The organism is Pantoea sp. AG1095, assembly GCF_003208415.1.
GTDB lineage: Bacteria > Pseudomonadota > Gammaproteobacteria > Enterobacterales > Enterobacteriaceae > Pantoea > Pantoea leporis.
On record NZ_QKMJ01000002.1, the window covers coordinates 284,463 to 305,307 of the forward strand.

Annotated in this window: 19 protein-coding genes; 9 read left to right on the forward strand and 10 right to left on the reverse strand. The window is 56.0% G+C overall.

What is annotated here, in order from left to right; all coding sequences use genetic code 11:
- Positions 1 to 35: 35 nt before the first annotated feature.
- The 5 genes from DEU53_RS07930 to yeiP all read right to left on the reverse strand — a co-directional run bounded on the left by DEU53_RS07930 (position 36) and on the right by yeiP (position 5,380).
- On the reverse strand, positions 36 to 1,601 hold the full coding sequence (locus DEU53_RS07930; RefSeq protein ID WP_110866603.1) for a cyclic di-GMP phosphodiesterase: 1,566 nt from the start codon (positions 1,599 to 1,601) through the stop codon (positions 36 to 38).
- 280 nt (positions 1,602 to 1,881) lie between these two features.
- Positions 1,882 to 2,457 (reverse strand): bifunctional murein DD-endopeptidase/murein LD-carboxypeptidase, encoded by a 576-nt coding sequence (gene mepS, locus DEU53_RS07935; RefSeq protein WP_008105015.1) that lies wholly within the window; start codon positions 2,455 to 2,457, stop codon positions 1,882 to 1,884.
- Positions 2,458 to 2,971: 514 nt separating this feature from the next.
- Entirely contained in the window at positions 2,972 to 3,679 is a 708-nt protein-coding gene (locus tag DEU53_RS07940; RefSeq protein WP_101763698.1) for a phosphatase PAP2 family protein, read from the reverse strand.
- A gap of 44 nt (positions 3,680 to 3,723) precedes the next feature.
- Positions 3,724 to 4,698, reverse strand: coding sequence for a GTP-binding protein (locus tag DEU53_RS07945; protein WP_110866604.1), 975 nt, complete (start codon positions 4,696 to 4,698; stop codon positions 3,724 to 3,726).
- A gap of 106 nt (positions 4,699 to 4,804) precedes the next feature.
- Positions 4,805 to 5,380 (reverse strand): elongation factor P-like protein YeiP, encoded by a 576-nt coding sequence (yeiP, locus tag DEU53_RS07950; RefSeq protein WP_008105009.1) that lies wholly within the window; start codon positions 5,378 to 5,380, stop codon positions 4,805 to 4,807.
- 152 nt (positions 5,381 to 5,532) lie between these two features.
- Between yeiP and DEU53_RS07955 the strand changes: the two genes are divergently transcribed.
- The 4 genes from DEU53_RS07955 (at position 5,533) to fruA (ending at position 9,845) form a co-directional block, all read left to right on the forward strand.
- A complete protein-coding gene (locus DEU53_RS07955) occupies positions 5,533 to 5,787 on the forward strand; it encodes a YkgJ family cysteine cluster protein (RefSeq protein ID WP_101763700.1) in 255 nt (84 codons plus the stop codon).
- Between the two features lie 278 nt (positions 5,788 to 6,065).
- Complete coding sequence (gene fruB / locus DEU53_RS07960) at positions 6,066 to 7,196, forward strand: fused PTS fructose transporter subunit IIA/HPr protein (protein ID WP_101763701.1); 1,131 nt, start codon at positions 6,066 to 6,068, stop codon at positions 7,194 to 7,196.
- Complete coding sequence (gene fruK, locus DEU53_RS07965) at positions 7,193 to 8,131, forward strand: 1-phosphofructokinase (RefSeq protein WP_101763702.1); 939 nt, start codon at positions 7,193 to 7,195, stop codon at positions 8,129 to 8,131. Before fruB ends, fruK begins: the two co-directional genes overlap by 4 nt.
- A gap of 16 nt (positions 8,132 to 8,147) precedes the next feature.
- Complete coding sequence (gene fruA / locus DEU53_RS07970) at positions 8,148 to 9,845, forward strand: PTS fructose transporter subunit IIBC (RefSeq protein ID WP_110866605.1); 1,698 nt, start codon at positions 8,148 to 8,150, stop codon at positions 9,843 to 9,845.
- Between the two features lie 54 nt (positions 9,846 to 9,899).
- Here the strand turns inward: fruA and nfo are convergent, their stop codons facing one another.
- Positions 9,900 to 10,745: a deoxyribonuclease IV gene (nfo, locus tag DEU53_RS07975; protein ID WP_101763704.1), complete on the reverse strand. Its 846-nt coding sequence runs from the start codon at positions 10,743 to 10,745 to the stop codon at positions 9,900 to 9,902.
- A 57-nt stretch (positions 10,746 to 10,802) separates the two neighbouring features.
- Positions 10,803 to 11,846: a YeiH family putative sulfate export transporter gene (locus tag DEU53_RS07980; protein ID WP_110866606.1), complete on the reverse strand. Its 1,044-nt coding sequence runs from the start codon at positions 11,844 to 11,846 to the stop codon at positions 10,803 to 10,805.
- 138 nt (positions 11,847 to 11,984) lie between these two features.
- Here DEU53_RS07980 and yieE point away from each other — a divergent pair, with 138 nt between their 5' ends.
- From yieE to DEU53_RS08000, 4 genes are all read left to right on the forward strand, one after another.
- The gene (gene yieE / locus DEU53_RS07985; RefSeq protein WP_110866607.1) at positions 11,985 to 12,851 is read left to right on the forward strand and encodes a DNA-binding transcriptional regulator YeiE; all 867 of its coding nucleotides are present in this window, start codon (positions 11,985 to 11,987) and stop codon (positions 12,849 to 12,851) included.
- A gap of 136 nt (positions 12,852 to 12,987) precedes the next feature.
- Positions 12,988 to 14,454 carry an amino acid permease gene (locus DEU53_RS07990; RefSeq protein WP_110866608.1) on the forward strand — a complete coding sequence of 489 codons (1,467 nt, stop codon included), beginning with the start codon at positions 12,988 to 12,990 and terminating at the stop codon, positions 14,452 to 14,454.
- 169 nt (positions 14,455 to 14,623) lie between these two features.
- Positions 14,624 to 15,703, forward strand: a complete 1,080-nt coding sequence (locus DEU53_RS07995) for an iron ABC transporter permease (RefSeq protein WP_101763708.1) — start codon at positions 14,624 to 14,626, stop codon at positions 15,701 to 15,703.
- Positions 15,703 to 16,488, forward strand: coding sequence for an ABC transporter ATP-binding protein (locus tag DEU53_RS08000; RefSeq protein ID WP_110866609.1), 786 nt, complete (start codon positions 15,703 to 15,705; stop codon positions 16,486 to 16,488). The genes DEU53_RS07995 and DEU53_RS08000 overlap by 1 nt, the downstream gene beginning before the upstream one ends.
- 171 nt (positions 16,489 to 16,659) lie before the next feature.
- Here the strand turns inward: DEU53_RS08000 and fghA are convergent, their stop codons facing one another.
- From fghA to DEU53_RS08020, 3 genes are all read right to left on the reverse strand, one after another.
- Positions 16,660 to 17,502, reverse strand: coding sequence for an S-formylglutathione hydrolase (gene fghA, locus DEU53_RS08010; RefSeq protein WP_110866610.1), 843 nt, complete (start codon positions 17,500 to 17,502; stop codon positions 16,660 to 16,662).
- A gap of 12 nt (positions 17,503 to 17,514) precedes the next feature.
- Positions 17,515 to 18,639, reverse strand: coding sequence for an S-(hydroxymethyl)glutathione dehydrogenase/class III alcohol dehydrogenase (locus DEU53_RS08015; RefSeq protein ID WP_064739274.1), 1,125 nt, complete (start codon positions 18,637 to 18,639; stop codon positions 17,515 to 17,517).
- Positions 18,640 to 18,706: 67 nt separating this feature from the next.
- On the reverse strand, positions 18,707 to 19,618 hold the full coding sequence (locus tag DEU53_RS08020) for a LysR family transcriptional regulator (protein WP_101763711.1): 912 nt from the start codon (positions 19,616 to 19,618) through the stop codon (positions 18,707 to 18,709).
- A gap of 99 nt (positions 19,619 to 19,717) precedes the next feature.
- Here DEU53_RS08020 and DEU53_RS08025 point away from each other — a divergent pair, with 99 nt between their 5' ends.
- Complete coding sequence (locus tag DEU53_RS08025) at positions 19,718 to 20,845, forward strand: YbfB/YjiJ family MFS transporter (protein ID WP_101763712.1); 1,128 nt, start codon at positions 19,718 to 19,720, stop codon at positions 20,843 to 20,845.

The following is a 20,845-nucleotide window of genomic DNA, read 5'->3' on the forward strand; positions in this document are numbered from 1 at the left end:
CTTTATGGTAGCAGTTTCATGGGGTTCGCGTGATGTTAACTCAGTGCGCGCTGGCGTTGATAATAGCTGACGAGGTTTTCGGGGCGTAACGGACGACTAAACAGATAGCCCTGCAAATGCGTCACGCCGCGATTCACCAGCCACGCCGCCTGATCGCCCGTTTCGACCCCTTCAGCGACGGTTTTGAGATTGAGTTTTTTCGCCAGCAGCAGCACTGCATCAAGCACCGGTGAGGTGACAGTTTCTGTACCAATGCTTTGCACAAAACCGCGATCGATTTTCAGGTAATCGAACGGATATTTTTCCAGATAGATCAGCGCGCTATGCCCGGTGCCGAAATCATCAATCGCTATTTTAAAATTGTTCTCATGTAGCCAGGCGAAGATTTCTCCCGCGCTTTTTTCACCGACCATGCTGCGTTCGGTAATTTCAAACACATAGTTGAAGTGATCGGTGGGCATGATGTTAATCCATGCCTGGACATCGCGCCGGAAGCTCTCTGAAGCGAGATGCAGCGGCGAGAGATTGAGGCTCAGGCGCGTGCCGCGCGGCAGCTGTTTACAGAGAAACTGAGCATCGCGCGCCACCAGCGTGAACAGATGCTGAGTGAGCGGAATAATCAGGTTTTGCGCTTCGGCGTAGCTGATAAAGGCATCCGGCGGAATCATGCCTTCAGTGGGATGCGTCCAGCGCAGCAGCGCTTCCACGCCGTAGGGTTGTCCATCGTGCGCAGTGACCAGCGGCTGGTATTCAACATGAAACTGGCCACGTTTAATGCCCTGCATGATCTCTTTGCCCGGCCGCTGATGTCGCGTCAGCAACAACCCGCTTAGCGCGGAAATCAGCAGTGAGAAGAGTATGCCGGTCAGCAACGTCAGTGAGTAATCGCGTGGCGCTAAGGTGGTGCCAAACAGCACGAAGCGTAGATCGCTGTTATTAAAGGCTATTTCATGTAGCGATGCCGGTAAATCACTCGCGCGTACCACGTTGTTGCTGCCGCTCAACAGCGCTTTGTTGCCGACCACCAGCGCCATGCCAGTGATTTCGGGATGATAAGAGGCCAGCAGCTGATAAGGCGTCAGGCTGATGTTCATGGTGGCGAAAAGGCCGGTCTCGGCTGAACCTGGATTTTTCACCCATAGCACCAGCGCCGGTTTCTTCGGTAGCAATGGCGTGCCTTCAAGCAAGCGCATATCGCGATCGCGTTCCAGTTCAGACTCAGGAGAAATATCGTTGGCCGGCATCAGAAAAGCGCCGGTGGCAGAAGAGCAGTAAGCGTTGCCATCACGCACCAGCAGGATGGCGCGGATATTACCGGCAAAGGCGGCGCGAGAAGTGAGCTCACGACTGACGTTGTTGCAGGCTAACTGGGTGTATTGCTGTAAGGGATAAAGTGTATCGACCAGGCTTGCTATCACCTGTTGTAAATCGTCGCGGCTGTGTGCCAGAAGCTGTTCGTGTTGTTGTACGCGTTTTTGCCAGGTGAGTGTTAATAGCACGGTGACAAAAAGCAGAAAGAATGCCGCGCCGATAATCGCGCTATGCCAGGCGATACGGCGTGAATAACTGCGGTGGTGTTTTAATGTCCCTGACAGTGGCATGGAGTGCATTCCCCTTGTCTTGCCATTTTTTATTATGTTTATCGTTTGGTCACTACCCACTTCAGACCGCAGCCACGGTGATAACGGTGTCTGCAGCGCAATATCTGGGTATCAGGAAGTCAACGAGAATATAACGAGAGCGCGAAGAATGTCTCGTTATATTTTTGATTCTCAATTACTTTTTATCGGTTGGATTTGAGTTAAAAACTACGGGCGAAAAAAAACGCTGCCGGGGCAGCGTTTCTGATTCTCTGGCTGAGAGGATCATCAAAGAAATACGTTAGCTTGGGTTTTTAGCAAGAACCCGACGCGCTTCGCGGTAACGATTTTTCCAATAACTGTCATTCAGGTTGGAAATCATTACGCCACTGCTGGTGGACGCGTGAACAAAGTTATCGTTGCCAAGATAGATGCCCACGTGGCGACCGGTAGAACCGGCGCGGAACAGCACTAAGTCACCTGCGCGCAATTTATTGCGTGAAATCTCTTTGCCGGTGTCTTGCTGTTCAGACGTTGAGCGTGGCAAATCTAAACCGAACTGCTCGCGAAAGGTGCGCTGAACAAAAGCAGAACAATCAATGCCGCGTTTGGTGTCGCCGCCTAAGCGATAACGTACACCTTTCCAGTCACTGTACTGTTCCATGATGCGGGACTTAACGTCCACGTTCTGCACCATCTGTTCAAATTCGTCCTGAGACGCTTGAAGTAAAAAACCATTCTGGTTGTTAACTTCATGATTCTCGTTATTCGCGTTCTGACCGTTATGGGTACTGCTGCATGCTGATAAAAGTGTTGCGAGTGCTACCGCGGGAATGATCCGCCTGAGGTATCTCAGAATTGGTTGAGACTTGACCATTGTACGTGTTTTCCTTCGATTTCCTTACGACAGAATGTCGTCAGCCAGATGACAAAACGGGTTGAGATTAATAAGTACGACCGTCTAAGACAAATCCTTAATTACTAAAATGTGTTAATGCACACATTTTTGTCGCTTTCAGCACCGCATTTTATGCTGTTGCTTACTAATCGGATTCGAGGTTAACCGATTACAGACCGCGTGGCGAGTGCTTTTATATAAATATTCAAAGGTTTTTTCGATGTGAAATCAATCTGTAACACAATGGCGACTTTATCAACAATTGGCAGCGATTTAATAGCCAAACAGCGGTGCAATAAGGGGGTAATTCTGGCGCTAAGGCCGATTTTAAGAGGGGTCGGGCTGGACAACTTAGGATTAAGGCTATTGTTCCGCGTTTTTCATCATAATCTTTTCTTTTACCTGAATAATGTTAGTTTGCTAATAGTTTATTCAAGTTTTAAATAAGCGCGAGCGACTGACTTTTTGTTCTATGATCACTCGCGCTTAACAATTACGTGCGCGGCTTATATTTGCCCGGCAACGAACGGTTCAGCCAATTCACCAGCTTGTCGCTGAAGGGCGTTAACAGGCACCAGCTCATGCCAACCAGCACCACTGACAACGAACCCACAGCGATATCAGTAAACCAGTGCGCACCCGCCATCACACGTGGCAGAGCAAACACCACGGTAATCATCAACCCCACCAGAAACGCGCGGAAGCCGAAATAGCGCCACATAAAGCAGGTGAAGATCATCAGCATCATGCCGTGGTCGCCAGGGAAGCTATCTTTCGAGGCATCTTTGGCCGGGATGCCGGTCAGTTCGCTTACGCGATGCACATTCTCAAAGAACAGCGTTGGGCTGGAGTGCTGTACCGGCAGCAGATGACCGAGTTGGTTCAGTACTACCGCGCTTAGCAGCATCGTGATGCCAATGGCCAGCAAACGGCGACGACCTTGCGGTGTCTCGCGACGCCAGTAGCTTAAATAGAGCAAACCCATAGCCAGCAGCGAAACCACATCGAAACCGCGGAAGTTAGTGATGGCCACTAACAGTGCGAAACCGTGATGATCGACCATCTGGTCATTGAAGCCATAAAAGATGGCTTTATCGATACCAAACCAGAACCCGTGATCCGGCGGCAGGTACCATGAAAGGAAAAGCATCACACCCAGTGCATTCAGCAGCAGGATGGTGACTAATCGAGAAGCGCGCATAGAAAATAGACTCAAAGTGAAAACAACGGGGCAACCTAACGCATCTAATTTAAACGAATCTTCAACAAAGCGGTCTGCAAAAGGTTCCAGTCAGCAGGCTGATGATGAATCAATTCGATGCGGCTATCAGGCGGTGTAGTAGGGCGGGTTTCTATAAACAGATCGTCGCCCTGGCGATTGATATTCACTAAACCATCGGCAGTACGCAACACACCTTTAACGCGATCAACCGGCGCATGCCTTGCCCACTCTAGCGCTTTGATCGTATCAAACACGGTTTCACCATCGAAAATCCAGCCACAGGAAGCATAGCCTTGGCCTTCATTTAGCGCACGACGCCAGCGCGCCTGGCCATCCAGTTTCAGTGCGGCCAAGCCTTGTGGACGTGAATTCTGGTGGTGATGTGCTGCATCGGGAACCGCACGATCCGCCAAGGCGGGTTGAGTCAACAGCGCGGGATCGATGTGTCCCCACGCCGCTTCCACCATCTGACGTTCGCCCAAAAATTGCTGCTGCCAATCCTGCAAACGCTGACGATCATTATCGCTCCAGCGATCGCTTTTGTTCGCCACGATGATATCGGCCGCCACCAGCTGATCGCGGAAATTCTCATTCTCCACTACGCGTGCGTCGGCAAGCTGGCGCGGATCGAGCAGCGTTAAGGTGGCATCCACCTGAATCCAGGGTTGATAGACGGCAGCACGCAGCATATTCAGCAGCTGTTTGGGATGGCCAAGGCCGGTGGGTTCGATAATCAGACGATCGGGTTTAGCCTGTTTTAGCAGCATGTTCAGCCCAACCTGCAGCGGCAAGCCGTTAACGCAGCACATGCAGCCGCCGGGAATCTCTTTCAGCGTGGCACCGCGATCGGCGAGCAGTGCGCCGTCGATGCCAATTTCGCCAAATTCGTTGACCAGAATCGCCCAGTTTTCATCGGCGGGTTTATTGGCTAACAGATGCAGCAGAGTGGTGGTTTTTCCGCTGCCGAGAAATCCGGTGATGAGGTTTACGCGCGTCACAAAAGGGCTCCCAAAAAAAGAGAATAAATCGCGCGTGGATGAGAGGCATCCGGCGCGCACGGCCTTGTTATACTATAACAATCACCGGCCGCCGGACGGAAGCACGTTATGAATCAGCGCGTCCCATATAACGACGTTCCGCAATATGAATGCGGATGCGATCGCCATTGCTCAGGTATTCCGGCACCTGAATGGATAAGCCGGTGCTCATGCCTGCGGGTTTGGAGCGAGCGCTGGCGGAGGCGCCTTTAATGCCCGGCGAGGTATCAACAATTTCCATATCGACGGTTTGTGGCAGCTCAAGCGCCAAGACCTGGCCATCCATCGTCAGCACCTGTATGCCTGGAATGCCACCTTCAGGAATAAACAGCAGCTCTTCTTCAATTTGCTCTTTTTTGAAGTTGTACGGCGTGTAGTCTTCGTCATCCATAAACACATACTCATCACCATCTATATAAGAGAAGGTGACGGCGCGGCGGCTGAGCGAAATGGCGTCAATAATATCGTCGCCTTTGAAGCGTTCTTCCACTTTCAGGCCGGTGCGGACATCGGTGAAACGCATCTTATAGAGCGTCGCGGCACCGCGAGCACTTGGGCTCTGTACATCAATGTCTTTCACCAGCAACAGTTTGCCGTTCCAGGTGACAGCCATCCCTTTTTTGATCTCATTTGCCTTTGGCATGGTGGTTTTCTCGCTGACAGGAGGTTAATGCGCGTCACGTTACTCGCGCGGCGAAAAACTGGCAAGTCAGCCAATGTAAAATTGTTGCCGGTGCATGGCATTCGCGGTCTGGGACTGTTATTGTCGCGGCGAATTGTCTGCAGGAGCGCATGATGTTTTGTCGTGACCAGTGCGGTGCCTGTTGCACAGCCCCCTCAATCTCGTCCCCGATTCCTGGCATGCCGCACGGCAAGCCGGCCAACACGCGTTGCGTGCAGCTTGATGAGCAACAGCGTTGCAAAATCTTTGGTTCACCGCTGCGTCCGGCGGTCTGTGCCGGCTTACAGCCCAGCGCCGAAATGTGTGGCAGCAGCCGTGATAGCGCCATGACATTTCTGCTTAAACTGGAAGCCGAGACGGCGCCCTGAAGCACTGCTGACGCATAGCTGAAGAATTGGGCTTAGTGCCGTTGGTCTGTACAGCAAAAGCATCAGCCTGCCTGCCGGTAAAAATCTTAAATCCAACATGAAGTGTGCGGAACGTCAAAAATCTGCTACTCAGATCGCGCATTTTCTTGCCTGCTGTACGTGGCTGTACCATATTCCCTGAAACGTTTCAGCGTTGTCACTCCGGCTAAGTCCGCGATGCACAGCAGCTTTTTTCGCCATCTAGCTGAAACGATTCAATACAGCAAGCGAGGAGAGATATGTTCCAGCTCGAAGTTCAGGCCATTCATACCGGTGCTAGCGCACAGAATAAAGAAGAGGCCATTCGTCAGGTTGCCGCTGCGTTAACCGCTGCAGGCAATGTGGCCGAAGGCTACGTTAACGGCATGCTGGCGCGCGAACAGCAAACCACCACTTTCCTGGGTAACGGCATCGCCATTCCGCACGGCACCACCGACACCCGCGACCTGGTGCTGAAAACCGGTGTCCAGGTTTATCAGTTCCCGCAGGGCGTGGATTGGGGCGAAGGGCAAACGGCGTATGTGGCGATCGGTATTGCCGCTAAATCGGATGAACACCTCGCGTTGCTGCGCCAGCTCACTCACGTATTAAGTGATGACAGCATTGCTGAACAGCTGAAAACCGCCTCGGCGGAAGATCTGCGTGCGCTACTGATGGGCGAAAACCAGGCCGCAGAATTCAAATTCGATACCTCGCTGATTGCCGTTGATGTGGCGGCCAGCGATTTAATCACGTTACAGGCACTGAACGCCGGACGTCTGCAGGCTGCAGGCGCGGTGGACGCATCCTTTATTGCTGACGTGATTTCCCGCGCCCCGCTGAGCCTCGGTCAGGGCATCTGGCTGAGCGACAGCGCCAACGGCAATCTCGGCAGCGCAGTGGCCGTAAGCCGCGCGGCTGCGCCATTCCAGCATCAGGGCGAAAACGTCGCGCTGCTGCTGACCGTGGCGGCTAACGATCAGCGTCCGCTGGAAGTGCTGGGCTATCTCAGCAACCTGCTGCTCAGCAACAAAGCTGAACGTCTGCTGAAAGCCGATGCCGCCGGTATCCTGGCGCTGCTGACCAGCGAAGTCGATGAAGCTGCCGAGCTGCTGACCGCTGAATTCACCATCCGCAACGAACACGGTCTGCACGCGCGTCCGGGCACGGCGCTGGTGACCGTCATCAAACAGTTCAACAGCGACATCACCGTAACTAATCTCGATGGCAGCGGTAAGCCTGCTAACGGCCGCAGCCTGATGAAAGTCGTTGCGCTCGGTGTGAAAAAAGGCCATCGCCTGCGCTTCACCGCCAGCGGCGAAGATGCACAGCAGGCGCTGAACGCAATTGAAGAAGCGATCAATTCTGGTTTAGGCGAGGGGGTTGCATGAGCCGTCGTGTCGCAACAATTACCTTAAATCCGGCTTACGATCTGGTCGGATACACGCCAGAAATTGAGCGCGGCGAAGTTAACCTGGTGAAAACCACCGGCCTGCACGCGGCGGGTAAAGGCATCAACGTTGCCAAAGTGCTGAAGGATCTCGGTATCGATGTCACCGTCGGCGGTTTCCTCGGCAAAGAGAATCAGGACGGCTTTCAGCAGCTGTTCAGCGAACTCGGCATCGCCAACCGTTTTCAGGTGGTGCAGGGCCGTACGCGTATTAACGTTAAGCTGACCGAAAAAGACGGCGATGTGACCGACCTGAATTTCTCTGGCTTTGAGGTCACCGCGCAGGATTGGGAGCGCTTCACCGCCGATTCTCTCACCTGGCTCGGCCAGTTCGACATGGTGTGCGTCAGCGGCAGCCTGCCAGCCGGCGTGGCGCCAGAAGCCTTCACCAAATGGATGAGCGATCTGCGCACGCTGTGCCCGTGCATCATCTTCGACAGCAGCCGCGAAGCGCTGGTCGCCGGTCTGAAAGCCGCGCCGTGGCTGGTGAAACCGAACCGCCGCGAGCTGGAGATTTGGGCTGGTCGCAAACTGCCTGCGCTGCAGGACGTGATCGGTGCTGCACATGAACTGCGTGAGCAAGGTATTGCGCACGTAGTGATTTCTCTCGGTGCGGAAGGTGCGCTGTGGGTGAATGCCTCCGGCGAATGGATCGCCAAACCGCCTGCCTGCGAAGTGGTCAGCACCGTCGGTGCCGGCGATTCGATGGTCGGCGGCCTGATTTACGGCTTGCTGATGCGTGAATCCAGCGAGCACACGCTGCGTCTGGCGACGGCAGTGGCGGCGATGGCCGTCAGCCAAAGCAACGTTGGCGTGAAAGATCGTACCCAGTTGGCCGCGATGATGGCGCGCGTCGACTTACAACCCGTTAACTAACAGCAGGAGAGCGATAATGAAAACGCTGCTGATAAAAGATTCTTCACTGGGACTGGCGTCAGGACATCTGGCGCTGGAACGTTTACGCGCGACGGCGGCACAAGCTGGCCTGACGCTGACCGACAATGCCGCCGAAGCTGAACTGGTGCTGGTTGCTGGCCACAATGTGCCGCACGACGCAGAGCTGGCCGGTAAATCGCTGGCGCTGGTTGATGTGCAGCAAGCGCTGCGCGATCCGCTGGCGGCAATCAATCAAGCCAAAGCGAGTGCCAAAACCTGGCAGCCTGCTGCTGCAACCGCTGCCGCGCCAGTAGCTGCGCAGAGCGCTGCTCAGAAACGCATCGTGGCGGTGACCGCCTGCCCAACCGGCGTGGCGCATACCTTTATGGCTGCTGAAGCTATTCAGGCCGAAGCGACCAAGCGTGGCTGGTGGGTGAAAGTTGAAACCCGTGGTTCAGTGGGCGCAGGCAACGCGATTACCCCAGAAGAAGTGGCGGCGGCCGATCTGGTGATCGTCGCGGCTGATATCGATGTGGATCTGGCGAAATTTGCCGGTAAGCCGATGTACCGCACCTCAACCAGTCTGGCGCTGAAGAAAACTGCGCAGGAGCTGGATAAAGCGCAGGCCGAAGCGAAAACCTATCAGCCGAGCGGCAATCAGGCTGCCAGCGCACAGGGCGACAGCAAAGAGAAAGCCGGTGCCTATCGTCACCTGCTGACTGGCGTTTCGTACATGCTGCCGATGGTGGTTGCCGGTGGTTTAAGCATCGCGCTGTCATTTGCCTTTGGTATCACCGCATTTAAAGAGCCGGGCACCTTAGCGGCTGCACTGATGCAGATTGGTGGTGGCAGCGCCTTCGCGCTGATGGTGCCGGTGTTAGCCGGTTTCATTGCCTTCTCGATTGCGGATCGTCCGGGTCTGACGCCTGGTTTGATTGGCGGTATGATCGCCACCAGCATTAACGCCGGTTTCCTGGGCGGTATCATCGCCGGTTTCATTGCCGGTTACGCTGCGAAAATGCTGAGCAGCAAAGTGAAACTGCCGCAGAGTATGGAAGCGCTGAAGCCGATTCTGATTATTCCGCTGGTGGCGAGTTTAATTACCGGTTTGCTGATGATTTACGTGGTAGGTAAGCCGGTGGCGGGCATCATGACTGGCCTGACAACCTGGCTGGCCAATATGGGTACCGCGAACGCAGTGCTGTTGGGCGCAATTCTCGGTGGCATGATGTGTACCGACATGGGCGGTCCGGTGAACAAAGTGGCCTATGCGTTTGGTGTTGGTCTGCTGAGTTCACAAACCTACGCACCGATGGCGGCCATTATGGCAGCCGGTATGGTGCCACCGCTGGCAATGGGCCTGGCGACGCTGGTTGCGCGTCGTAAGTTCAACAAAGGTCAGCAGGAAGGGGGTAAAGCGGCGCTGGTGCTCGGGCTGTGCTTCATCTCTGAAGGTGCGATTCCGTTTGCGGCGCGTGATCCAATGCGTGTGCTGCCGTGCTGTATCATTGGCGGCGCGGTAACCGGTGCGATTTCCATGGCGATTGGCGCGAAACTGATGGCACCGCACGGTGGTCTGTTCGTCCTGCTGATCCCAGGCGCGATTACCCCAGTATTGGGTTATCTGCTGGCGATTGTGATTGGTACTGCGGTAGCGGGACTTGGCTACGCCATCCTGAAACGTCCGGAAGAAGAGCTGGTTAAAGCCGCGTAATCTTCGTCAGACATAAAAAAGGGAGCTGCGGCTCCCTTTTGTTTAATCAGATAATTAACCCTGCTGCTCCGACTTCAACCACGCAATCTCATCCTTCCAGATATCCGGATTAATGGTTTCCAGAATCATGGGAATGCCGTCAAAACGTTTATCTTTCATCAGCCAGCTAAACGCGGTTTTACCGATATTGCCTTCACCCAGACTGTGATGGCGGTCGACGCGACTGCCCAGCGTGCTCTTGGCATCATTCAGGTGCATACCGCGCAGATACTGGAAACCAACGATGCGCTCAAAGTCGCTGAAGGTCTCGGCGCAGGCTTCTTCGGTACGCAGGTCGTAACCGCCCGCAAAGGCGTGGCAGGTATCAATGCACACGCCAACGCGCGACTTATCTTCCACGTGCTCAATAATGGTGGCGAGGTGCTCGAAGCGGAAACCGAGATTGCTGCCCTGACCGGCGGTGTTTTCGATCACCGCCACCACGCTGCTGGTTTTATCCAGCGCGATGTTGATCGATTCGGCGATACGCTTCAGGCAGGCTTCTTCTTCAATCTGCTTCAGATGGCTGCCCGGATGGAAGTTCAGCAGGGTTAAACCCAACTGCTCGGCACGCTGCATCTCATCGAGGAAAGCCTCGCGCGATTTCTCCAGCGCTTCCATCACCGGATGGCCGAGGTTAATTAAATAGCTATCATGCGGCAGAATCTGCGCGGAGGTGAAGTTGTAACGATCGCAGGCGGTTTTAAACGCATCGATCACTTCTCCTGACAGCGGTGCGGCTTTCCACTGGCGCTGATTTTTGGTGAACAGCGCAAAGGCTGTGGCTTCGAGTTCGTGGGCACGGATAACTGCCTGGTCCACGCCGCCTGATGCACTGACGTGTGCGCCGATATATTTCATGCCGCTCTCCTGATTGGGCGATTGCTGCTGCAAAGCTGCCCATCATAGCGGATGCGGTTACGCCATGAAATGTTGCACCAGCACATTGAGTGCTCCGCCGCCGAGAATTAACCAGCCAAACATCACCAATCCCAGCAGCAACGGTTTACAACCGGCCTGTTTCAGGGCGCTGAAGCGCGTAGTCAAACCCAGCGCGGCCATCGCCATCGCCAGCAGCAGATTGGCCAGCTGATTCAACGTGCCAACAATATTGGCAGGCAGCAGATGCAGCGAGTTAAACAGCGCCACCACAATAAACAGCAGCGCGAACCAGGGAAAACTAATCGCTTGTTGCTGTGCGTTGTGGCTAGGCTGACGTTTCAGCCAGCTTCCCAGCATCAGCAAGAAGGGCGCTAACATCATCACGCGTAGCATTTTGGCAATCACGGCGGTGTTTTCGGCCTCGGCACCCATCGCGTGTCCTGCCGCGACAACCTGCGCCACTTCATGCAACGTCGAACCCGTGAAGATTCCGAAATGTTCCGCGCTGACCGTTGGAAGCAGCGACCACAACATCGGATACAGCACGATGCCAACGGTACCAAACAGCACCACAGTCGCAACAGCTACCGCCACTTTTGACGGCGCAGCCTTGACGATAGGTTCACTCGCCAGCACCGCCGCCGCACCGCAAATGCTGCTGCCCGCCCCAATCAGCCACACGGTTTCGCGATCCATCTTCAGCAGACGAATGCCGATAAAACAGGTCAGCAGGAAAGTGGAGCTGAGAACCATCACATCAATCAATACGCCGCTAAGACCGACATCAGCAATCTGCTGCACGGTAATACGAAAGCCATACAGGATGATGCCGAGGCGCAGCAAGCGCTGTTTCGCCAGCATTACGCCGCTGTCACAGGCGCCGGCCATCTGCGGATAAAGGGTGTTACCGAGCACGATGCCCAAAATAATCGCTAACGTCAGCGCACCGAATCCGGCCCCGGCCAACCAAGACTGATTGCTTAACCACGCCGTGGTACCGGCAATCGCCACGGTCAACAGCAAACCCGGCAGCCAGTGATGTAGATGAAACGGGGTTTTATTCACGCTTAACTCAGCCATACTTTTCTCCTGTAGGGGCACCATTCCTGGCGACCTTCTAACATTCAATCTCTGCCTCAAGCCTGCGCTGTGCTGGTATAAAAGTAAAATTGATAATATATTTATAATTAACCAGAATAAGTAATATAAGGGAACCGCATGCACATCACGTTGCGCCAGATTGAAGTGTTTACCGAAGTGCTGAAGAGCGGCTCGACGACGCAGGCCTCGCAGGTGCTGGCGCTGTCGCAGTCGGCGGTGAGCGCCGCGTTAGCAGATTTGGAAAACCAACTCGGTGTGCAGCTGTTTGACCGCGTTGGTAAGCGGCTGGTGGTGAATGAGCATGGCCGTTTACTCTATCCGCGCGCCGTGGGTTTGATGGAGCAGGCGGGCGAAATCGAACAGCTGTTTAAGGAAGATAACGGGGCGATTCGCCTGTTCGCCAGCAGCACCATTGGTAATTACCTGCTGCCGGGCATGATCGCCGCCTATCGCCGCGATTTCCCGGCGTTGCCGCTGGAGCTGAGCGTCGGTAACAGTCAGGATGCGATTAATGCGGTGGCGGATTTCCGCGTCGATATCGGTTTGATCGAAGGTCCGTGCCACGAGCTGGATATTATCAGCGAGCCGTGGCTGGAAGATGAGCTGGTGGTGTTTGCCGCGCCGAATGCCGCCATCCTGCAGCAGCCGATTACGCTGGAAGCGCTCGCCGCCGCGCCGTGGATTCTACGCGAGCGCGGTTCAGGCACGCGCGAGATCGTTGATTATCTGCTGCTGTCGCATCTGCCACAGTTTCAGCTCGGCATGGAGTTAGGCAATTCAGAGGCGATTAAACACGCGGTGCGTCACGGCATGGGCATCAGCTGTTTGTCGCGGCGGGTGATTGAGGATCTGCTGGAAGCCGGCACGTTGGTGGAAGTCGCGATCCCATTGCCGCGCCTGACGCGCACGCTGTATCGCATCCATCATCGACAGAAGCATGTGTCCAAAGCTTTAAGCCGTTTCCTGTCGTATTGCCGTGAATAATCACAGCGCTGATCACGCTGCGGCTAATAATTCCCGGCCGATCATGAAGGTAACTAATAACCCGACGTGAATGCTATACAGCTTGGGGCTAGCTGCTACAATCTCGCCTCATTTTTATCCAGCATAGCGTTTACACATGCATAATGACTCAAAAACAACACAACAACCTGGATTGCGCCGTGAATTAAAAGCGCGTCATCTCACCATGATCGCCATTGGTGGTTCCATCGGTACCGGCCTGTTTGTCGCCTCGGGTGCCACCATTTCTCAGGCCGGACCCGGCGGCGCGCTGCTCTCCTATGCGCTCATCGGCCTGATGGTTTACTTCCTGATGACCAGCCTCGGCGAACTCGCGGCCTTTATGCCGGTTTCTGGCTCCTTCTCCACCTACGGTTCAAAATATGTTGAAGAAGGCTTCGGCTTCGCGCTGGGCTGGAACTATTGGTACAACTGGGCGGTGACCATCGCCGTTGACCTCGTCGCCTCGCAGCTCGTCATGAACTACTGGTTCCCGGACACGCCCGGCTGGATCTGGAGCGCACTGTTCCTTGGCCTGATGTTCCTGCTCAACTACATCTCAGTCAAAGGCTTCGGCGAAGCGGAATATTGGTTCTCGCTGATCAAAGTGACCACCGTCATCATCTTTATTGTGGTTGGCGTGTTGATGATCACCGGCATCCTGCGCGGCGCAGAAAACGCCGGCTGGCATAACTGGACCGTGGGCGAAGCGCCGTTCGCCGGTGGTTTTGCCGCGATGATAGGCGTGGCGATGATCGTTGGCTTCTCCTTCCAGGGCACCGAGCTGATCGGTATCGCGGCCGGTGAATCTGAGGATCCGGCGAAGAACATTCCGCGCGCGGTGCGTCAGGTATTCTGGCGAATTCTGCTGTTCTATATCTTCGCTATTCTGATCATTAGCCTGATTCTGCCGTACACCGATCCGAAGCTGCTGCATAACGATGTCACCGATATCGCCATCAGCCCGTTCACGCTGGTGTTCCAGAATGCCGGTCTGCTTTCGGCGGCAGCGGTAATGAACGCAGTGATTCTGACGGCGGTACTGTCGGCGGGTAACTCCGGCATGTACGCCTCAACGCGTATGCTGTTCAACCTGGCACGCGAAGGTAAAGCGCCACGCATTTTCGGCAAGCTGTCGAAAGGTGGCGTGCCGCGTAACGCGCTGATTGCTACCACCGTGGTGGCGGGATTGTGCTTCCTGAGCTCGAAATTTGGTAACCAGGAAGTTTACCTGTGGCTACTGAACACCTCAGGCATGACCGGTTTTATTGCCTGGTTGGGTATCGCCATTAGCCATTACCGTTTCCGTCGCGGTTATATCGCTCAGGGTCACAACCTGGCCGATTTGCCGTACCATTCGGGCTTCTTCCCGCTGGGACCGATTTTCGCCTTTATTCTGTGTTTGATCATCACACTGGGTCAGAACTATCAGGCGTTCCTTGCTGACCGCATTGATTGGTATGGTGTGGCCGCAACCTATATTGGTCTGCCGCTGTTCCTGATTATTTGGTTGGGCTACAAGCTGACACGCGGTTCGCGGTTCGTGAAATACAGCGAGATGGAATTCCCGACGTTTAAAGAGTAGTCATACTCTTGCGCGATAAATCGCGCCGCTACGAATAAGGTGCACGTGTAGTAGCGGCGCAATTTATTGCGCATTGTTTTGGATTTTGTTACTCAGATTGAATTGATAATTATTATCACCTGCACTATTGTGGCTGCCGTTATGATTTCGACAAGAAACGGGTAGAACAATGCGTACCACCGACGCCACGCTGCTGGCGGAAAACGGCCTCGAAACCGACACCATGACGCGTTATCGTCAGGTACTGCGCCAGCGACTGATGTTAATTGGCGTGCTGGCGCTGGCGATATTAGCGTCAGTGATTCTTGATTTCACCCTCGGCCCGGCTGGGCTCTCCCTCGACACCTTATGGCAAACGCTGACGCATCCCGATGCGGTCGATGCGGGCACCCGCGTGATTGTCTGGGATATTCGTTTACCGTACGCCTTGATGGCGGTGGTGGTGGGCTTCTCGCTCGGCCTTGCCGGTGCAGAGATGCAAACCATCCTGAATAACCCGCTTGCCAGCCCGTTTACGCTCGGCGTTTCGTCGGCGGCGGCCTTTGGTGCGGCGCTGGCCATCGTTCTTGGTATCGGCATTCCTGGCGTGCCGGATCAGTGGTTTATCTCCGCCAACGCGTTTGTGTTTGCGCTATTTGCCGCCTTGATGCTGGATGGCGTGACGCGCTGGACCAAAGTTTCGACCTCTGGCGTGGTGCTGTTTGGTATCGCGCTGGTGTTCACCTTCAACGCATTAGTCTCAATGATGCAGTTCATCGCCAGCGAAGATACTTTGCAGGGCCTGGTGTTCTGGACCATGGGCAGCCTCGCGCGCGCCTCGTGGGAAAAGCTCGGCGTATTAACCGCCGCCTTTGCCATCCTGATTCCGTTCTCGATGCTCAGCAGCTGGAAGCTGACCGCGCTGCGCCTCGGCGAAGATCGCGCGGTGAGTTTTGGTATCGACGTGCGCCGTCTGCGCCTGGCAACGCTGCTGCGCATCAGTATTCTCTCTGCGCTGGCGGTGGCGTTTGTCGGCCCAATTGGTTTCATCGGTCTGGTCGCGCCACACATTGCGCGCATGATGTTTGGTGAAGATCACCGCTATTACCTGCCAGCCAGCGCGCTGGTCGGTGCGCTGGTGCTGTCGCTGGCTTCGGTGGCGTCGAAAAACCTGATTCCCGGCGTGATCATTCCGGTGGGAATTGTGACGTCGCTGGTCGGCGTGCCGTTCTTCCTCAGCATTATTCTGCGTCATCGGGGGACGGTGTAATGGAGCAGGGATTACGTCTCAAGCATTTCTCCGCCGGTTATCCGAAACGCAAGGTGATTGACGATCTCAACGTGCCGGAACTGCCGCAGGGCAAAATCACCGTGTTGCTTGGCCCCAACGGCTGCGGCAAATCGACGCTGTTGCGCGCGCTGGCTGGATTGGGCAAAGGGCAGGGCGAGCTGTGGCTGAACGGTGAAGAGCTGATGAGCCAGCCGTTTGCGCGCCGGGCGCAGCGTGTGGTTTATCTGCCGCAAAGTTTGCCGGCGGGCGTGCATCTGCACGTGCTGGAGTCGATTATCGTGGCGCAGCGTGCGTCGGGTGGCTTGCACAGCGCCTCGAGCGAAGCGGAGATCATGCATCTACTCGAGCAGCTCGGCATCGCGCATTTAGCCATGCGTTATCTCGATCAGCTTTCGGGCGGGCAGAAGCAGTTGGTGGGTCTGGCGCAATCGCTGATTCGCCGTCCGGAACTGTTGCTGCTGGATGAACCGCTTAGCGCGCTGGATCTTAACTACCAGTTCCACGTGATGGATCTGGTGCGTCGTGAAACCCGGTTGCGCAATATTGTGACGGTGGTGGTGGTGCACGATATCAACATCGCGCTGCGTCATGCGGATCACGCGCTGATGCTGAAGGATGGCAATCTGCTGGCGGACGGCGAGCCGTCGCAGGTGATTACGCCTGAGACCCTGGCGCAGGTGTATGGCGTGCGCGGCCGTATCGAGCACTGCTCACGCGGCATGCCGCAGGTGATGATCGACGGGTTGGCGGAGACGTTGGTGTAGTTAAGCAGGTGCACGCTGTCCCCCATCCCGGCCTTCCCCCGCAAGCGGGGGAAGGAGACGCTGCCACATGCAGCTTCCTCACTGACATGTGGCAGCATCTTCCTCCCCCATTTATGGGGGAGGACCGAGGAGGGGGACAGCCAGCACATACCGAGAGGCCAGCCAGCACCATCACACCAACAAATGCTTCGCGTGGAAACGCAGATGATCTTCCACGAAGCTGGCGATAAAGAAGTAGCTATGGTCATAACCCGGCTGAATGCGTAGCTCCAGCGGGAAACCTTGCTCACGCGCCACCGCTTCCAGTCGCTCTGGACGCAGCTGATCGGCGAGGAACTGATCGCTATCCCCTTGATCAATCAGAATCGGCAAGCGCTGTTCCACGTCACGCATCAACAGGCAACTATCCCATTCACGCCACGTCTGACGATCTTCACCCAGGTATGCGGCAAAGGCCTTCTGCCCCCACGGCACTTCGGTAGGATTGACGATTGGCGCGAAGGCAGAAGCAGACGCAAAACGTCCGCCAAGACGCAATGCCAACACCAGCGCACCGTGACCGCCCATTGAATGACCCATCACCGACTGACGATCGCTCAGCTTAAAGTTATCCGCCACCAACTCCGGCAGCTCCGCGCTGAGGTAATCGAACATGCGGAAGTTCGCCGCCCACGGCTGCTGCGTGGCGTTGAGGTAGAAACCTGCGCCCTGGCCGAGATCGTAACCGCTGTCGTTTGCCACATCGTCACCGCGCGGGCTGGTGTCTGGCATAAGCAGCACCAAACCCAGCTGCGCAGCCACGCGCTGGGCGCCGGCTTTGGTGGTGAAGTTCTCATCGCTGCAGGTCAATCCGGCGAGAAACCACACTACCGGCGGCGGTGCGTCACTTTGCGGCGGCGGCAGAAAAATGCTGAAGGTCATCGGACAGTTCAGCACGGCCGACTGATGACGCCAGCGCTGCTGCCAGCCACCAAAAATGCGATGCTCTTCTAACAGCTCCAAAGTGGAAGCCATAACGTCTCCTGATTACTTAGTAAAATGCACCACCGTACGGATGGATTTCCCTTCATGCATCAGATCAAAGGCGTCGTTAATCTCTTCCAGCGGCAGGTTATGGGTGATGAAATCGTTCAGGGCGAATTTACCGTCGAGGTAATCCTGCACGATGCCCGGCAACTGTGAACGGCCTTTAACGCCACCAAAAGCGGAACCACGCCATACGCGACCGGTCACCAGCTGGAATGGACGGGTAGAAATCTCCTGGCCCGCGCCAGCCACGCCGATAATCACTGATTCGCCCCAACCTTTGTGGCAGCACTCCAGCGCCGAACGCATCACGTTAACGTTACCGATGCACTCGAAGGAGAAATCGACGCCGCCGTCGGTCAGTTCAACGATCACATCCTGAATCGGCTTATCGTGATCTTTTGGGTTGATCAGATCGGTGGCACCCAGTTTGCGCGCCAGATCGAATTTACTGGTGTTGAGATCGATACCGATGATGCGACCGGCTTTCGCCATCTTCGCGCCGATAATCGCCGACAAACCAATGCCGCCGAGGCCGAAGATCGCCACGGTATCGCCTTCTTTCACTTTGGCCGTGTTCATCACCGCGCCCATGCCGGTGGTGACGCCGCAGCCCAGCAGGCACACTTCTTCCAGAGGCGCTTCTTTGCTGATCACCGCCAGCGAGATTTCCGGTACCACGGTGTATTCAGAGAAGGTTGAGGTGCCCATGTAGTGGAAAATCGGCTTGCCGTCTTTGAAGAAGCGGGTGGTGCCGTCTGGCATCAAACCTTTGCCCTGGGTGGCGCGAATCGCCTGACACAGGTTGGTTTTGCCCGAGAGACAGAACTTACACTTGCCGCACTCTGGGGTGTAAAGCGGGATCACGTGGTCGCCGACGGCCACGCTGGTCACGCCTTCACCCACCGCTTCCACCACGCCGCCGCCTTCGTGGCCGAGGATCGCCGGGAATACGCCTTCCGGATCTTGTCCCGACAAGGTGTAAGCATCGGTGTGGCACACGCCAGTAGCCACGATGCGCACCAGCACTTCACCTTTTTGCGGTGGCATCAGATCCACTTCTTCGATTTTCAGCGGTTCGCCAGCTGCCCAGGCAACGGCGGCGCGGGTTTTAATCATGTTCATACAATCCCTCTTCCTGTAGATGCGGGGTAAGTGGCCCCGATGGTCGTGATGTCGATAAAACAGAAACTCACTCGGCAACGTGCAGCGGATGCCGTAACTCGTCGTTAACCGGGCGATCGTCAAACAGTTCAATAATCAAATATTTCAGTGCTTCCACATTGGGTGTAAACGCATCGCGCCGCCACATCAGCCAGGTGGCGGTATCGCGGTAAGCTGGCGGTAACGCATGCTCCTGCACGCGGGCGCGGGCTGGCATTTGCGCCAGCACCGAGGCGGGAATCATCGCCACGCCCGCGCCGCCGGCCACACACGCCACCATCGCGTGGTAAGACTGTATCTCCATCACGCTGCTCGGCGCGGTCTGGCTTTCGCGATACCACGCTTCCAGCTTGGTGCGGTAGGAACAGCTGTTGCGAAAAGCAAACAGCGTGTCGCCTTGCACATCGCGCGCGCTGGCAATCGGCGCATGTTCCGGGCTGGTGATCAGCACCATCTGCTCATTAAAGGCAATGCAGCCATTGAGATCGTCGTGCGCCACCGGACCATCCACCAGCGCGGCGGCCAGCGTGCCTTCCCGCACTTTGTCGATGATTTCACCGGAAGTATTGGTGATCAGCGACAGTTCCACGGCGGGAAAACGCTGGTGATAGGCCGCCAGGAGGGCAGGGAGGCGCGTCGCGGCGGTGCTCTCCATCGAACCGAGCGCGAAATTACCGCCCGGCTCACCGGCGCGCGCCATGTTCAGCGCTTCATCGCTCAATGCCAGGATGCGCTGCGCATAGTTAAGAAAATTGTGGCCCATTGGCGACAGGCGAATGCGTTGCTTCTCACGAATAAACAGATCAACGCCAATTTCATCTTCCAGCTGGCGCAGACGCGTGGTGAGATTGGAAGGTACGCGATGGAGTTGCTCGGCGGCACGCGCCAGCGAACCGGATTCGGCCACGGAGCAAAACATGCGGAGCTGTACTAAATCCATATTCTCTTCTCGTAAACAACTTGGTTAGTATTATTCACTTTCCGTGAGTTTAAACGTCATGCATGCTAGTGACAAGTGATAAAACATTCTGAGGTCGGTATGGCGTTTCGTGTCGCGCTTAGCGCGTTCTTAAGTTTAGTGGTTGCGATGGGGATTGGGCGATTTGCTTTCACGCCGCAGGTTCCGCTGATGATTCAGGACCATCAACTGACGCTCACCAGCGCCAGTCTGGTGGCGGCACTCAACTATCTCGGCTATCTATTTGGCTCGTTTGATGCGATGCGTGCGCGCACCCGCGTCGAGTGGCGTTTACAGGCGGGCGTGTGGGGCGCAGTGATTTTAACGCTGCTCTCGGCCTGCGTCAGCGGTCCGTGGTTACATGGCCTGATTCGTTTCCTGATTGGCTGGGCCAGCGGCTGGGCGATGGTGTTGCTGGCGGCATGGGCCAGCGACCAGCTACATCATCACGGACGTCCCGGCTTGCTGGCGGCGGTGTTTGCCGGACCCGGCACCGGCATCTTTATCAGCGGCATGCTGGCGGTGGCGCTGCACGCCAGCGGTGTCAGCGCGGCCTTTGCGTGGGCGGCTTACGGTTTGCTGGCGCTGTTGTTGATTGCCGCGATTGCGCGATTCCTGCCGCGCACCGGCCAGTTACATCGCCCCGATCACGCTGCATCGCCGCTGGTGCTGAATGGCAATCTCAAGCGCCTGGTGCTGAGTTACAGCCTCGCCGGCTTTGGCTACATTCTGCCCGCCACTTTTCTGTCGCAAATGGCGGCGGCGCGTTTTCCTGACAGCGCGTTTGCCCAGTTTGTCTGGCCGGTGTTTGGTGGCGCGGCGGTGATCGGCATCGTGTTAGGCATCCTGACGCGTCACTGGGGCAGCAGCCATCTGCGGCTGGCCATAGTGTTGTGGGCGCAGGCGCTGGGCGTTATCGCCGCGATTGTGCTGCCCGGCTTGAATGGCCTGATGCTGGGCGCAGCGCTGATCGGCGGCGGCTTCCTGTGTGTGGTGCAGCTGACGCTGCAATATGGGCGCGAGCTGGCACCGCAGCATGCGCGCTATCTTGCCGGTTTGCTCACCACCGGTTATGCGGTCGGGCAGTTGGGCGGTCCGCTGCTGTCGTGGATCTCCAGCATGCTATGGCATCAGCTGGAACCCGCGCTGTGGGTAGCGGGCGCCAGCTTAATCCTTGCGGGAATGCTGGTTTTACGTCGCCGTACGTGA

What these genes read in the sequence shown, in the direction of transcription:
- mepS (WP_008105015.1), bottom strand. Translation starts at nt 2,457, where the DNA reads ATGGTCAAGTCTCAACCAATTCTGAGATACCTCAGGCGGATCATTCCC.
- DEU53_RS07940 (WP_101763698.1), bottom strand. Translation starts at nt 3,679, where the DNA reads ATGCGCGCTTCTCGATTAGTCACCATCCTGCTGCTGAATGCACTGGGT.
- nfo (WP_101763704.1), bottom strand. Translation starts at nt 10,745, where the DNA reads ATGAAATATATCGGCGCACACGTCAGTGCATCAGGCGGCGTGGACCAG.
- yieE (WP_110866607.1), top strand. Translation starts at nt 11,985, where the DNA reads ATGCACATCACGTTGCGCCAGATTGAAGTGTTTACCGAAGTGCTGAAG.
- DEU53_RS07995 (WP_101763708.1), top strand. Translation starts at nt 14,624, where the DNA reads ATGCGTACCACCGACGCCACGCTGCTGGCGGAAAACGGCCTCGAAACC.
- fghA (WP_110866610.1), bottom strand. Translation starts at nt 17,502, where the DNA reads ATGGCTTCCACTTTGGAGCTGTTAGAAGAGCATCGCATTTTTGGTGGC.
- fruK (WP_101763702.1), top strand. Translation starts at nt 7,193, where the DNA reads ATGAGCCGTCGTGTCGCAACAATTACCTTAAATCCGGCTTACGATCTG.
- DEU53_RS07980 (WP_110866606.1), bottom strand. Translation starts at nt 11,846, where the DNA reads ATGGCTGAGTTAAGCGTGAATAAAACCCCGTTTCATCTACATCACTGG.
- fruB (WP_101763701.1), top strand. Translation starts at nt 6,066, where the DNA reads ATGTTCCAGCTCGAAGTTCAGGCCATTCATACCGGTGCTAGCGCACAG.
- DEU53_RS07930 (WP_110866603.1), bottom strand. Translation starts at nt 1,601, where the DNA reads ATGCCACTGTCAGGGACATTAAAACACCACCGCAGTTATTCACGCCGT.
- yeiP (WP_008105009.1), bottom strand. Translation starts at nt 5,380, where the DNA reads ATGCCAAAGGCAAATGAGATCAAAAAAGGGATGGCTGTCACCTGGAAC.
- DEU53_RS08000 (WP_110866609.1), top strand. Translation starts at nt 15,703, where the DNA reads ATGGAGCAGGGATTACGTCTCAAGCATTTCTCCGCCGGTTATCCGAAA.
- DEU53_RS08015 (WP_064739274.1), bottom strand. Translation starts at nt 18,639, where the DNA reads ATGAACATGATTAAAACCCGCGCCGCCGTTGCCTGGGCAGCTGGCGAA.
- DEU53_RS07955 (WP_101763700.1), top strand. Translation starts at nt 5,533, where the DNA reads ATGTTTTGTCGTGACCAGTGCGGTGCCTGTTGCACAGCCCCCTCAATC.
- DEU53_RS07990 (WP_110866608.1), top strand. Translation starts at nt 12,988, where the DNA reads ATGCATAATGACTCAAAAACAACACAACAACCTGGATTGCGCCGTGAA.
- DEU53_RS08020 (WP_101763711.1), bottom strand. Translation starts at nt 19,618, where the DNA reads ATGGATTTAGTACAGCTCCGCATGTTTTGCTCCGTGGCCGAATCCGGT.
- fruA (WP_110866605.1), top strand. Translation starts at nt 8,148, where the DNA reads ATGAAAACGCTGCTGATAAAAGATTCTTCACTGGGACTGGCGTCAGGA.
- DEU53_RS08025 (WP_101763712.1), top strand. Translation starts at nt 19,718, where the DNA reads ATGGCGTTTCGTGTCGCGCTTAGCGCGTTCTTAAGTTTAGTGGTTGCG.